Origin of the sequence: Croceibacter sp., from assembly GCF_002716225.1 — a bacterium.
GTDB classification, from domain to species: Bacteria; Bacteroidota; Bacteroidia; order Flavobacteriales; family Flavobacteriaceae; genus Croceibacter; species Croceibacter atlanticus.
Genome location: NZ_PAZX01000013.1, coordinates 309,522 through 324,316, shown reverse-complemented (window position 1 = coordinate 324,316; position 14,795 = coordinate 309,522). Strand labels below are relative to the sequence as shown.

The window sequence follows — 14,795 nt, the reverse complement described above, 5'->3', positions numbered from 1 at the left end:
GCTTTAAAGCTAGTGTTTACCTATGGTTAACCATATGCTTAACTAATCGAGGATTATTTTTCAGCAGTGTGTAGCCTTTTAGTTTAATGGTAATCTCAACATATTTGTTAGGAATCAATACTTCTTAACAATGGCAATTCCTCAATCAACTTTAGACGAACAGATAAACACGTATTTCGAAAATGCCACAAGCTGGTTTACAGATGCAATCTTTGCTGAAATACCACTAACAGAAAACGTAGGCATTCCTTGGGTGCTTATAGTCTTAATTTTGGGGGCAAGTTACTTTACAATCTATTTTAGATTTATAAACATACGTGGTTTTTTAAAATCTATTAAAGTAGTAAGAGGCGATTATGAGGCAATTGAACAAGCTGGAGATATAGAAGTTACTAATACAGTCTCTACTGTAAACGGTGACCAGCCAGATACTATTAGAGTAGAAGGTCATATTGGAGAAGTAACCCATTTTCAAGCATTAACAGCAGCACTATCTGCAACTGTAGGTTTAGGAAACATAGCTGGTGTTGCTATAGCGTTATCAATTGGTGGTCCTGGCGCAACATTCTGGATGATCTTGGTTGGGTTATTAGGAATGTCTTCAAAATTTGTGGAGTGCACATTAGGCGTAAAGTATCGAGAGATAGATGCAAATGGTACCGTGTTTGGTGGCCCAATGTATTATCTTAAAAAAGGCTTAGGAGAAAAAGGATTGCACAGCTTAGGAAAACTACTGGCTGCTTTATTTGCTGTTATGTGTATTGGTGGTTCTTTTGGTGGTGGTAATATGTTTCAAGTAAATCAAGCATTTAAGTTGTTTGAACATGTTACTGGTGCAGAGCAAAGCTTTATTTACGGTAAAGGTTGGGTGTTTGGTATTATAATGGCCATTCTTGTTGGTATTGTTATTATTGGTGGTATAAAGAAAATAGCCAAGGTTACAGATAAGATTGTACCAGTAATGGTTGTGGCTTATGTCTTGGCTGTGCTAACAATATTAGGTTTAAATTTTTCTGAAATTCCATCTGCATTTGTAGCCATTTGGGATGGTGCTTTAAGTCCACAAGGTATTGCTGGCGGATTTATTGGAGTACTTATACAAGGCTTTAAAAGAGCTGCTTTTTCAAACGAAGCAGGAATTGGTAGTGCCTCAATAGCGCATAGTGCCGTTAAGACCAAATACGCAGCAAGTGAAGGATTGGTAGCTCTTCTTGAACCATTTATTGATACTGTTGTGGTGTGTACTATGACGGCGTTGGTCCTTATAATAACAGGGCAATTGCAAATAGGCGCTCAATTGTCTGATGAAGAAGGTGTTTTATTAACTGCACAGGCATTAGAAACAGGTATTTCTTGGTTTCCGTATTTGCTGAGTTTAGCTGTTATACTCTTCGCATTTTCATCTATGATCTCTTGGTCTTACTATGGCTACCAAGCTTGGTCTTTCCTATTCGGGAGAACTAAAAAGATAGAGTATATCTATAAGATTTTATTTTGCTGTGCAACTGTAGTAGGTGCTGCTGCAAGTTTAGGAGCAGTGACATTATTTAGTGATGCTATGATCTTTGCTATGCTAGTTCCTAATATGATAGGACTTGCCATATTAGCACCAAAAGTTACACAAGAGCTTAAACGATTTATGAAGGCTATTAAAAAATAGAATCTCTTTGCGTTAGCGATTGAGGTAAGTTACCGTGTAACGCCGAAAGCGCGACCGCCAGTTAGTACTGGCGGAAACGCCCAAATTATCTTTGTTTTAACTTTATAGAAAGAAATATAAGTACTGCTATTCCAAGCAAAGCAGCCATTGTAAACCAAGTTGCTGTATAACCAAAGTTGCTTACAAGATTCATACCTGTATTGTGCCCAAAAATGTGACTTATTGAAAATGAAATGCTATAAAGTGCCATATATGCACCCATTTTTCCGCCTTTAGCTCTATCTAATGCAAACCTATTTGTAAACGGGAACGCAATCATTTCGCCTATGGTCATTAATAACATACCTATAATTAATACACCTATCCAAGAAAAAACATTGAGAATTAAGAAACTGAATGCTGTTAAAATTGTTCCCCAAATTATATAGGTTAATACAGATACAGCTTTGGTTTCTAAATATTTTATAAGTGGCATTTCAAGTAGGAATATCACAAGACCATTTAATGCTAATAGTAAACCAATTTCATCTTCACTTAGAGCATATATATTGGTGTAAAATAATGGCATTACAGAGAAATACTGTACAAATGCCAAACTAAATAAAATGATAGCTAGTATAAACCATAAGTAGGTAAAATCCTTATATGGTGATAATGGATGTTGTACAACTTCTTGATGCTCTTCTCTTGCAGTTTTAGGGTCTAGTAATTTTATAAGTAAAAACCCTGCAATTACACAGGTAACACCATCTACCCAGAAAAGTCCACTATAACTTAAACTAGTAATAATTAATCCGCCAAGTGCTGGACCCATAGAAAACCCAAGGTTTATTGCTAAACGTAAAAGTGTTACACTTCTGGTCTTGTTTTCTGGCTTGCTATAAGCATTAATTGCTGTAAAAGCCGCAGGTCTAAATGAGTCTACAAATATCATCACAATACCTACGCCTATAACTAGCGTCCAAAAAGTATGTAAATACTGTAGACCTATAAACCCTAAACCACCTAATATTAAACTTAGCACCATTGTTTTATAATGACCTATAGTGTCTGTTAACTGTCCGCCTACCCAAGCACCAATTACAGAGCCAATTCCAAATGCAGACATAATCCAGCCCACTTGTGGTAAAGTGTAGCCTTCACTTTTGGTAAGGTATAAACTTAAAAATGGGATTACCATGGCGCCAGCTCTGTTTATAAACATAATTATAGAGAGGTACCACATTTCTCTACTTAAGCCCTTGAAAGAGTCTGCATAAAATTTAAAGAATTTCATATGGTTGGTTTTTGTAAAGGTCTGTTTATTTAGAATGAATTTAAATAGTTAACTATCTATTTTAATGATAGTACAATATGTAAAATGTTTGCAACGAGTAAATTATAGTAAATGACAAAAAAAATGCCCGATGATTATACCATCGGACATTGTGAAATCGTTATATATAAGTAACAATCAGAATACAGTAGTCCGAGGTCTTAAAATGACCATAGTACATGTATAAATTGATTGTTGTCTTTTCATCTCGTAATTAATTGATGTAAAGCTACATAAAAAAAGGAATCACTTTTGTAATTTTGCAAAAAAAAAGAAAAAGATGCGTTTAACGCTTACCTATATCTGTTTAATATTAATTAGCTTTTCTGCTGTTGCGCAAGACAGTATTCTAATTAAAAAAGCCCTAAAATTTCAGGAAAAAATAAATCATGAATTTAAAGATAGCTTAGAATCTCCGTTACCTAAAGAAGATTTTAAAGCATTTAAAACATTAGATTTCTTTCCTATTGATACCAATTTGGTTGTAAAAGCAAAGTTTGTTAGAACACCTTCTGAGTCACCATTTATAATGGAAACCACAACTGAGCGTAAACCTGTATATATTAAATATGGTGAAGCTCATTTTATGTTGGAAGATGAAGAGTTTGTTTTAAATATTTACCAAAGCCAGCAATTAATTACAGACCCTAAGTATGCCAACTATCTATTCTTACCATTTACAGATAACAGTAATGGCGAAGACTCTTATGCTGGTGGAAGATATTTGGATTTAAAAATACCAAAGAATGATGTTATTGTTCTAGACTTTAACCAAGCCTACAATCCGTATTGTGCGTATAGCGGCAAGTATTCTTGCCCAATTCCTCCAGAAGACAATCATATTAGTTTAGCAATACACGCTGGTGTAAAGAACTATGCTAAAAAGGAAAAAGATACGATTACTAACTAAGGCTTTTTACCAACCAAAGTCCGAGGAAAACAGCTAAAACACCTAATACAAAACTTCCTATTGTATATAAAAGAAGTGTAGTATAATCTCCTGTTCTTAACAGCCCTTGGTTTTCATAGGCAAATGTAGAAAATGTGGTGAAGCCACCACAAAATCCAGTTGCCAACAGTAATGCTGTATTTTGGTTTAAACCAGTTGTCTTTAATGTATAACCTAAGATAAGCCCAATTAGTAAACTGCCAATAACATTTACTGCAAGTGTTCCCCAAATAAGGTTTAGCTGTTTGTAAACAACAAGTTTGGTAACGGCAAAGCGTGCAACGCTTCCTAAACCACCACCAAGAAATACAAGAAGGAGTTGTTTCATAGTGTAAGGTATAATTTTATAAAAGAAATCAAAAAATCTTTTTATTTGTTTTTTGGTTGCTGAGAAAGTAAAAAACCCAATTTGTAAAGTTGGGTTTAAGTTTACATTTTGCTAAAATTATAGATAAGCCATATAAAAAAGGAAATTATGACTAGGCTGAATACATAATCTTTAATTTTTAATGACTGGTTTATAAAATTTATATTTTTAAAATATGAGCTAACTTTAGAGAGGTCTTGATTGTTTAAACCTATCTGGTAATATTTGTCAAGATATTTAAAAAAGAATATTGAACTTATATTTAAAAATAAGAATGATTTGTATTTATAAACACCAACGTTATCCATTTTACTAAACAGTAATACGTCATTATTTAAAATAATTCTATCGTCTTTCAATTGAGTATTTAAACGTTTTGATTTTAACCATAAAATATTATGATGATCAATTGGTTTTTGTTCAGAAGCTATAATTATTTTTTTGTACATAATTTAAATTTTTAACTTATCGAAAGAAACTAATAGTACATTGAGTTATTCCTGCTAAGAATGCCGTAACAGCTAATTTATCCATAAATGGTAAAAGGACCACCAGATGCTGCAATTGCAATTGCACCAATTAAAACAACAATATAGCGTGCAACGCTTCCTAAACCACCACCAAGAAATACAAGTAGAGTTGTTTCATTACTTGTTACTAATTATAATTTTTTCGGTCTCTTTCTCAATACGCTTATCATAAAACTGCTTTAGCTCTTTATAATATTGTTGTGGTATTGTAGATTGGTTAAAGGTAGTAATAGAACGAATAACTATAACATTACCTTGTTGTGAAATTTGGTATATATAGCGGCCAAGTTTGTTTGGCATCTCTACAACCTCACTCTTTGGCAGGTAAGACACATTAAAACCTTCTGGAATATTTAGTTTAACAGATTTGGTAGTAGAAAATGGATAAAGAAAATCTACAGGAAAATCTCTTGTCTCACTTTTAAACGGGTTAGTAGCCAATTTTTTGAAAAGTAGAGGTTGTAAATAAATTTCACCAGCTATAACATCTACACCTTTGTTTATTTCATACGTATAGCCTTCAACTATAGGATCTTCTAAATTCTTATAATTTTCGACCTCGTAATTTGTAATATCTTCAATATTAATTTCTTTTACGAGTTCATCTATTCTTGCATCTGTATTATTAGGAGAGTGGTTTTTTCTGAAGTAAAGCGATTCAATTTTCGAATAACGTTCCTTTATTGTTCCAGATATAGAAAGATCATCATTTAACGTATACTCTAAATGCATTAAATCTTGCGTAACATCTTTAGGTTGTAATTGTATTTCTGTTGAGGTGCCATCTTGTTTTACCAACCTGCTTGTACCTGTATTAAAGGTTCGTCTAGGTAAAACATTTGGCGTGCCTAGTTTTTCTGTAGCATCTAAAAGGTACATCTTATCATTAATTTCTGCAGCAGCTATTACATAATTAAAACCATCTAGAGTTGGGAAAAGTGATACCTTTTGATCGTTTGTAGTAAGTAATACGGGATTTGCATTTATATGAAATTCTCGTAATAAGGAGATTAGCATTAAATTTATTTCTGAAACATTTCCAGTTTGTTTCATATATGATCTTGAAATTTTATCTGAAACATATTTTGTGCGTTTACCATTCCAAGACATTCTATCTTTAATAGTGTTATAAACTTCATAAAGAGTTTCCTCTATAGAAAGATTCATTGCTTTTATTCTATCAACATCACCATTTAGATATGAGGTGTTTTCAAGCTGTTTACCAAAGTTTTTTGATTTATAAATTGTATTTGAAACCTCTTCCCAACTAGATGCAATTTTACGCTCATCTTCATTTGGATATTTAATTGTAGCCAACTCAAAGCTAACAGCATACCTGTAGTTTTCTTTATTGCCGACAAAAGGCTCTTCTTTTAAAGCAGGAATGTCTTTCTTTTTAAAGGTAGCGTGTACATCATGAATATCCCAAGTATACCCATTAGATGCTGTGGATATTGTTCTTGCAGATCCTATTTTAACGCTTAATGTTCTTGCAACAGCTTCTTGTTTTGGTACGATATTAAAATAGCCTCTTCTAACAATATTAAATGTGAAGAATTGAGGTGTGCGTATTAATGCTTCATAGTTTCTTACAGGTATATCTTCTTGTATAATTAAATCATCAATTTTTAAAAAAGGTGAAACAATTGTATACTCCCATTCTATAATTGAACCCACTTGAGCATTTGGCATTGCCCAAGAAACCTCAGTCCAATTCTCATCTCTTTCGCTTTCAAAAAAAGCATTTTTCTTAATACTTTCTTTGTTTATTTTTCCGTCAACTAAATAGTGTGTGTAAGCTTTAAATTTTAAAATTTCTTCTTTCTTGGGTAAGTCTTTGTATAAATAAACTTTGTTTGTAGCATAGTCTAAGCCTTCTTTACTGGTAATTTTAATACGTTCCTTTATTTCAGTAATTAAAATCCATCCTTTGTCTCCATCATATTCAAAAAACGTTTCTCTGTATTTTTCTAAATAAATGGCGCCTTCTAAAATTTCTTCAGATGTTGTAAATTCTTCTTTGTCTACTTTACCAATTTTAAAACTTTGAGATTGGCATATTGTAATTGTAAAACAAAGTAATAGTGTTAGTGTAATTATTTTCATGCTTAACTTTTTACAAGGACTATTTTTTCTAACTGTTTGTTTATAACCATATCATAAAAGGCTTTAAGTTCTTTATAGTAATTAGATGCTATAATATGAGTTGATATGGAGAGTTGTGAAGACACTTGAATGTTGTTTCCAGATACATTTACTAAGTATTGAAAACTACCTTGGTTTTTTGGTATGGCTATGTTTAAGGTTTCTGGAATAGTTTCAACAGTGTAGCCGTCTGGTATTTTAATTGATGCTATTACTCTAGTTTTTAATGGGTAAACAAAATCGACAGGATATTGTCTTGTTTCTGGTACAAAAGGATTTTCATAAGTACCTAAGTGTAGCAATGGTGTTACATAAATTTTAGAATCTATAATATCTAACGCATTAGAGTAGGACACGTCGTAATTAAATGAAATAGGCTGATATAGCTTATCTAGATTTTGAACTTCTAAATTAGAGACTTGAATATTTTTAAATTGATTTTCGAACATCTCCAGTTGACTAACTTTAGCAACATTAGCATACTTCTTCTTAAATGCATAAGATTTATGCCCAGTAAGTTTATTTATAACCTTAGCATTTGTATTTAAATCTTTATCTATAGTTACACTAAGCATTGTATTTTGCTCTGCCTGCTTATTTGGCAATAGGTTAACCCATTTAGATCTTCCATCTTCTGTAATTAATCTTCCATTCCAGTTTAATAGTTCTTCCTCTAAAAGATTTATCTCTCCATATTTTTTTGAAGCATCTAGGAGAACTAAACCTCCATCAATTGTAACACTTGAAATCACATAATTAAAACCATTTCTTGTAGGGAATATAGGAATGCCGTGATTCTTTGTGCTTAATAAAACAGGATTGGTATTTAAACCAGCTTCTCTGAGCATAGCTGTAAGAATGAGGTTAATTTCTGTGATATTACCCACATTGTTTTTATAGGCACTCCTTACACCATCATCTGTTGCAATACCTACGTAACCATTCCAATTCATTTTTTGTTTTACAAATTCATAAATGGCTACAGTTTTTTCAATTTCAGATTGTTGAGAGGAAATTAGGCGACTTAAATCATTATTAAAATAATTGCTTTTTTTAAGCTCGTCTCCAAATTGTGGTTGGTCAAAAATACTTTTAGCAACATCATCCCAAGAATTGGAGTAATTCTTATAGGTAGAGCCAGGAAAATTGATATACGCTAACTCAAACTTAATAGCATTTGAGTAGTTATCTATATTGTTAGTATAAAGCTCTTCTTTAATAGCAGGTATTTGAGAGCCAGACATATTAATAATATTTTCGCTAAATGTAAGCTTTCTAGTTTTTGGAGATTTGTCGTGTATTACAACTCTATCTACAATTTTTCTCGATTGTGAGTTTTGTGGTTTGTATATAATCGTCCTACTTTTTACCTCATTTTCTATTGAAATTTGCGACAATCCTTTTTGATGCATATTAAACCCGTAATACTCTGGTGATCTAAATTTTGAGCTAACAGTATTAATAGGGATTTGTTCCTGAAACCTAAATTCATCTAAATTAGATACAAAAGGAGTTTTTAAAAGATATTTGTATTCTATAACACAACCTTCTTTTAAATTTGGCATTGTAAATTTAGTTAGTGTTCTGTATTTAGATTGCTCTTCTTTAAATACACCATCTTTAGACAATTTATCTTTACTTATATTACCATTTTCTAGATTGTAGGTGTAAGCTTTTAAGCTTCTTAGGTCATCTTTGTATTTACTGTCCTGCTCATATAGAGAAACAGATTTTGTAGCATATTTGTAGCCGTCTGGATTATAAATTTTTATACGTTCGTGAACTTCGGTATTAACTAAAAACCCTTCGTTAGTAGTGTATGTAAAATAGGTATTATAGCTTCTGTATAAAATTGCAGCATCTGCATCCTTATATATCGGGTGTTCTTTCTCAAGTAATTCTTCTTCTGAAACATCTCCAAAATCATAGTCTTGAGCAAGCAATGAAGTAAATAAGGAAAACGTTAGAAGTATGGTAAATGCGTAATTAAGTTTCATTTAGCGGTGTTATGGTGTCTGTATTTCAATTATTGTAAACCACTTATATGGTAAATGCTATTTTACATATGTAGTAATAGACTAAGATTTTACGAATACAATTTTTTCTTCTTGTTTTTCTATAGCTAAATTGTAGAAGGTTTTTAACTCGTTATAATATTTTGATGGAACAAGATTGGAGTTAATTACAAATTGATACGACACTTGTACGTTGTTACCCACTTGTTTGGCTTTATATAAAAACTCTCCCAATTCTTCAGGTAGTAATACTTTTGTGCTTTCTGGTAACGTGCTAACATTATAACCGTCTGGGATGGCAATATTTACTATATAATTTGTTTTCCTTGGGTATTGGTAGTCTATTGGGAATGTACGATTCTCTAACACAAACGGGTTTTGTAAATCTGCTAAGTGTAACATTGGTGTTAAATAACACTTGTCTTCAATAACATCTACCGGTTTTTCAACATTAAACTTATAAGAGTAGAGTATAGGCTCGTATGTTTTATTATGGTTTTTAAAAGAGTACTCACCAAATTTTACGTTTGGGTAGTCGCTCTCAAATGTAGCAACTAGCTCATCTTCACTTTTCCTGTTAAACCTCTTTTTAAAATTGTAAGCACTATGTCCTGTAATCTTACTGTTTAATGAGCCTTCTATCTGCATAGCCTCATCAAACTTTAAAGACATAATTGTATTGTTTTCTGAATGAGACGTTGGGTTAAGGTTAATCCATCTTGAACGACCATCTTCTGTTATTTGTCTACCATTCCAATTTAAGAGGTGTTCTTCTAAAAAGTTTACAGATCCATTTTTATTGGTAGCATCTAACAAATAAAGTTCTTGGTTTATAGTTGCACTTGAAATTACAAAGTTAAAGCCGTTTATAGTTGGAGATACAGGAATGCCATGATCTCTTGTGCTTACCAAAACTGGATTAGATGTGATACCAGCTTCTCTTAACATAGCAGTTAGCATTAAATTAATATCTGCACTATTTCCAGTATTAGTTCTGTACGCTTTAACAACTCCTTCATCTGTATAAATACCTACATAATCATTCCAGTTCATTTTCTTTTTTACGAACTCGTATATATTAAATACTATTTCTTCTTCTGTATTAGAGGTGTTTAAAATTCGCTCTAAATCACTCTTAAAGTATCCTTTTTTATCCAGCTCATTCCCAAATCTTGAAGACCTGTAAATGGTTTCCGTAATGTTATCCCAAGTGGTTGTAACTGTTTCAAGACCTTTACCTGGCAAGTTTCTAAAGGAAACTTCAAATTTTAAAGAATTCTTATAGTTGTTTACGTTATTGGTGTAGGCTTCATCCTTTAGTGGCGGCACATTACTTAGCTCTAAATCATAAATGTCTGTTTGTACATCTATAGTGTTTCTAGTATTAATGGTTGGTTTGCCATGGCGCTGGCTGCCAACATCTTTCATTTTATCTAATAGGGCCTCAGAGTGGTCATAAGTAATTTTATCTCGTCCTCTACCTTGTTCTACATTAAGAGGTAAAGTACCTCTTTGGTGTAAATTCCAACCAAAATATTCTGGTGATGTAAACTTTAGAACTGATTTCTTTATAGGTATAAATTCTTGTAAACTATATTCGTCTAAGTTATATATGTAAGGAGTTTGTAGCTCATACTTATACTCGATAATGCTACCGTCATTAATATTTGGCATTGCAAATTTTACAAGCGTGGTGTATTTTGAAGCCTCTTCTTCAAAAATGCCATTATTTTTTAGTTTTTCCTTTTTTACCTTACCACCTTCTAAATTATAGGTATAGGCTTTAAGACCATTATAGGTGTCCTTTGTCCTACCATCACTAGTATGAAGTTTAAAAGCAACATCTGCATATTTGTAGCCTTCTTTGTTATAAATCTTTATGCGTTCTTGTACTTCTGTAATTGCAAAAAAGCCATATTCTTCTGAATAGGAAAACCTTGTTTTGTATTCTCTATAAAGTATCGAAGCAGAAGCATCGGGATGGTCTGGATGTTCGGTTTCTAACAATTCTTCTTTTGAAACATCTCCAAAATCATAGTCTTGGGCAAGTGTAGGAAATGTAATAAGTGTAAGAGCAATTAAGAGTAAAGTTTGCTTCATAATGTAGAGATAAGGAGTTTTGTGTTGTCTTTATTAGTTATGGTCTTACAAAATGATCTGTAAGCTTCATATTGGTTAGGCTCAAATGTGCCTTCGGTAATTTTAAGGGATCTTTTACAGGATAAACGGTTGTCCTTTAAAGAGAAAGTTAAGCTGTATTCTCCAAATGGGGTATGTAGTAAAGTGTCTTCTGGTGTGTTTACCGTCATACCTTCTGGTATGGTATAAGAAATTAAAAACTCTACTGTTTTAGGACGCTGAATAATAAAAGGTGTTTTCCTGTTGCTGGTTCTTGGTGGGACTAATGCTCTCGAATTGCTAAATACTATTGGCTTAAGTATAAAGTTATTCCCAGCTTTTGAGAGGTATTGGTGTATTGTAAAATCTAAATCTTCTTGATAAGTAATATTATCTTGATCATCATTTAAACTTATATTAGTTACAGAAAGACCGTTTATGTGACGCCACTCTGTTAAGTAACTGTTCTTTAATTCTTCTTGAGACATAGTGTTAGCATAACTAGCCTCTTGATAAAAAACACCTTTGCTGTGTTCATTTAAGTGACCTTTTACTGAAGTGACATCTATGTCGCAATTAATTGTATAGCGTTTGGTGCTTTCTTCTGCATTGTATGCTTTTGTCTTGGTAATTATACCGCCATTTGGAGTAATCATTAAAGCATCTCTGTTATCTGTAAAATCTCCTAAATATCCAAATGGAGATGTTTGGCTAGTACACTCTAACCAAGTTATATCTTCATTTAAATCTACTCCTAATATTACGTGATTACCTTGTACAGCAACTAAATCTTTATCTATATCTGTTTGTTCATTTCCGCCATAAATTATGGTGTAGTATGAAGTTAGTCCAACAGCATCCATTAAACTTTTGGTGTAATTGGTAAGGGCTTTACAATCACCATAGCTTAGTTTATCTACATCGGACGCTAGCATAGGCTTCCAGCCACCAATTTCAATCTGAACGCTTATATAACGAACTTTATCCTGAACGAATTTATATACAATTCGCGCTTTTTCTTCATCTGTAGTAGCATTGGCTGTAAGAGCTCTAATTGCTTCAATAGTTTCAGAACTTAAATCGTTTGTTTTTTCAATGAGGTTGGTATTCATCCAGTTACCAAAATCTTGCCAACTGTTAGCAGAGCCTTTTTCGCCTTGTAAGCTAAATTGTGGTAAATACAACCTAAGCATAGGCGTAATTTCATTTAAATTTGGTGCTAAATACTCATGTTTTACAGCAGGTAGTAATTCTGCTTTCCAGGACATTTCTCCTTCCTTTTGTTCCGTAGTGATAGTATAGCCATCAAAATTAAACTCTTTAAATATAGGCTTGTTCTTAGGATTAAATTTTATGGTATAAGTAGATCTAACCGTACTGCTTAAGTAATCTTCAATAGGCATCCAACGTTCTATAAAAGCAGATGTTTTGGAGGTTGTCTCTTTTTCGAAAACAACAGTATATGGATAAGTTATTGGTGTGTAATCCAGGTACATTACACGATTGTCTGAATACAACGTCCCGTTACTTACTGCACTTACATCCCTAAAGTCACGTTTACTAAAGCTTTTAATTTTATTTCCTAATGCATCATATATGGTAGCATTAAGTTTTTTTACTTTACTGTTGTTGTCATAAAATGCAAAGGCATTAATATCTGAGTTTCCTTTACTGTTTAGAATAGTAATGGTCTTTGTATAGTATACGTCTTGTGAGCCAGAATCTGAGACATCTACAAATGTAGATTCAGATTTGGTGATACTATTGGCATTTTCAGTTAAAGAGTTGGGGAGATCTAAAATTGTAAACTTAGATTCTTGAGCGTAAGAAGCAGAAAGAATCAATAAAAAAATGAGTCTTAAAATCACGAAATGAAATTATAGCGACGAAAATAGGAAATTACATTTCTGAAAATGTTTACACTTTGTTAAAATAGTTAAGAATTTTATAATTATGCATTCTATTTTTCAACATCTTCTAAAATATAATCCTCAATTTCTTTGTCGTCATCACCATGTAATACACTTACATCTCCTGTAGTTTCTAGGATTACAGCTTTTACTTCATTTAGTCTTATCACATTTGCTTCTCTTAATTTGCCTCTAAGTTCGTTTTCTGTAATTTCTACTTTATTTAAATTATCATAAAGTATTTGTCCGTCTCTCATAATTAATACGGGACTATTATCTAAATGTTTTCGTGCCGTTTTGCTTCTAAATCTAAGTAACGATACTAGGTAGTTTGCAAGATATAAAAGCCCAATTAATAAAATACCTAGTAGTAATTTAGGGTTGCTCGTGGCAATGGTCATACCTATAAGATTACCTATGGCAACAGTATTTACAAAGTCAAACCCAGTCATTTTACTAAAGCTTTTAAGGCCAAATATTCTTGTAAATATGATAACAGCAATGTAAATAACTATAGTACCTATAATAATTTCTGGCACCATGCCTATATCTTTTGTAAAGTAGTCTAATTTCATAGTATAGAATTTTCTAATCTTAAAATTACGACAATAGATAATGCAAATACTTGTAAGACTTACAAATAACATAATTTTATACTTCAAGAAAATAAATGTTAAACCGGTTGATGCCTATAAAGGTTTTACGTACATTTTCAACTATAATTTATGCTATGAATCCTGATTTACTATTTAACGCTATACGCTCTCAAGACAAGGCAAATATTGCTATTGTATTAAAAGAATATCCAGAACTAATACAAGCTAAGGACCAACGTGGCTCTACACCATTGTTACTTGCTACTTATTATGGTTTTAAAGATATTACTGAAATTTTATTAGATCATAACGCAGACATAAATGCACAAGATGCTTCTGGAAATACAGCGCTTATGGGTGTGTGTTTTAAGGGGTATCCAGAAATTGCTGAGTTACTAATTAAACGTGGCGCCAACATAGATTTGCAAAACTCTAACAATGCGACTGCTTTAATTTATGCAACAACCTTTAATCAAGAAGCTATTGTAAAGCTTTTATTGGCGCATAATGCAGATAAGAGTTTAAAAGATGCTCGAGGTCATACTGCTAAAGATCACGCACAAATGCAAGAGTTAAATGATATTCTAGACTTATTGAGTGATGAGTCTTGATACATCTCTCATTAATAAACTACAATCGGTAAGAATTCGTAATAAGGGTTTTAAAAGAAAAGCCGTGTTACCAATAGATCAGGAATTAAACTATTGGGAATATCTTAAGCTTACTTTGGGTGAAAATGTATTTGTAGTAAAAACGGCGCTAGGTTTGGATATTATTTATTTATCTGAGGTTGAGCGTACTGCTTATATACATCAAGCTTTATATTTATTTAAACCTTTGCTTAATATAGATACTGGTATCACAGTAAAAAGCTTATCTAATGAAGACGTTTTAAAAGATTTTGGAAATATCGTAAAGACACTTTCAAAACATCCTCAATTATTTTTATCTAGTTGTAAGAAGCTTATTCAAAAATTTAACCATACGCAATTAAGAACACCACTTTCTCAATTATTATATAATTGTTTTGATGCAGAATTAAATGCACTAATTAAAGTAGGAAATATTCCCTATGCTTCTAAAATTGAAACTTTAAGAACACAACAGGAACATATAAGTTTAGAACCAAAGAGTCTCTCTAATTTAACTAAGCGCTATTTGTCTAACAGCAACCATAATAATTAAGTATT

At 32.2% G+C, this 14,795-nt stretch carries 11 protein-coding genes; 4 read left to right on the top strand and 7 right to left on the bottom strand.

The features are described from left to right. Positions 1–130: 130 nt before the first annotated feature. Positions 131–1,660: an alanine/glycine:cation symporter family protein gene (locus CL818_RS11280; RefSeq protein ID WP_272973541.1), complete on the top strand. Its 1,530-nt coding sequence runs from the start codon at positions 131–133 to the stop codon at positions 1,658–1,660. 85 nt (positions 1,661–1,745) lie between these two features. Here CL818_RS11280 and CL818_RS11275 read toward each other — a convergent pair whose 3' ends face one another. Beyond that, positions 1,746–2,936 carry an MFS transporter gene (locus CL818_RS11275; protein WP_272973542.1) on the bottom strand — a complete coding sequence of 397 codons (1,191 nt, stop codon included), beginning with the start codon at positions 2,934–2,936 and terminating at the stop codon, positions 1,746–1,748. A gap of 319 nt (positions 2,937–3,255) precedes the next feature. On the opposite strand from CL818_RS11275, the gene CL818_RS11270 reads away from it, so the two are divergent. After that, complete coding sequence (locus CL818_RS11270) at positions 3,256–3,885, top strand: DUF1684 domain-containing protein (RefSeq protein WP_013187150.1); 630 nt, start codon at positions 3,256–3,258, stop codon at positions 3,883–3,885. Here CL818_RS11270 and crcB read toward each other — a convergent pair. The 6 genes from crcB to CL818_RS11240 all read right to left on the bottom strand — a co-directional run bounded on the left by crcB (position 3,878) and on the right by CL818_RS11240 (position 13,584). Next, positions 3,878–4,252 carry a fluoride efflux transporter CrcB gene (gene crcB / locus CL818_RS11265; RefSeq protein ID WP_272973543.1) on the bottom strand — a complete coding sequence of 125 codons (375 nt, stop codon included), beginning with the start codon at positions 4,250–4,252 and terminating at the stop codon, positions 3,878–3,880. The genes CL818_RS11270 and crcB overlap by 8 nt on opposite strands. Before the next feature lie 686 nt (positions 4,253–4,938). Continuing rightward, a complete protein-coding gene (locus tag CL818_RS11260; RefSeq protein WP_272973545.1) occupies positions 4,939–6,927 on the bottom strand; it encodes a DUF3858 domain-containing protein in 1,989 nt (662 codons plus the stop codon). A 2-nt stretch (positions 6,928–6,929) separates the two neighbouring features. Next, positions 6,930–8,963, bottom strand: a complete 2,034-nt coding sequence (locus tag CL818_RS11255; RefSeq protein ID WP_272973546.1) for a DUF3858 domain-containing protein — start codon at positions 8,961–8,963, stop codon at positions 6,930–6,932. 81 nt (positions 8,964–9,044) lie between these two features. After that, complete coding sequence (locus tag CL818_RS11250) at positions 9,045–11,081, bottom strand: transglutaminase family protein (RefSeq protein ID WP_286973094.1); 2,037 nt, start codon at positions 11,079–11,081, stop codon at positions 9,045–9,047. Beyond that, the gene (locus CL818_RS11245) at positions 11,078–12,943 is read right to left on the bottom strand and encodes a DUF3858 domain-containing protein (protein WP_272973548.1); all 1,866 of its coding nucleotides are present in this window, start codon (positions 12,941–12,943) and stop codon (positions 11,078–11,080) included. Before CL818_RS11245 ends, CL818_RS11250 begins: the two co-directional genes overlap by 4 nt. 116 nt (positions 12,944–13,059) lie before the next feature. After that, on the bottom strand, positions 13,060–13,584 hold the full coding sequence (locus CL818_RS11240; protein WP_272973549.1) for a DUF421 domain-containing protein: 525 nt from the start codon (positions 13,582–13,584) through the stop codon (positions 13,060–13,062). A 155-nt stretch (positions 13,585–13,739) separates the two neighbouring features. Between CL818_RS11240 and CL818_RS11235 the strand changes: the two genes are divergently transcribed. After that, positions 13,740–14,216: an ankyrin repeat domain-containing protein gene (locus CL818_RS11235; protein WP_041241147.1), complete on the top strand. Its 477-nt coding sequence runs from the start codon at positions 13,740–13,742 to the stop codon at positions 14,214–14,216. Further along, entirely contained in the window at positions 14,206–14,790 is a 585-nt protein-coding gene (locus CL818_RS11230) for a hypothetical protein (RefSeq protein WP_272973550.1), read from the top strand. The genes CL818_RS11235 and CL818_RS11230 overlap by 11 nt, the downstream gene beginning before the upstream one ends. Positions 14,791–14,795: the final 5 nt, after the last annotated feature.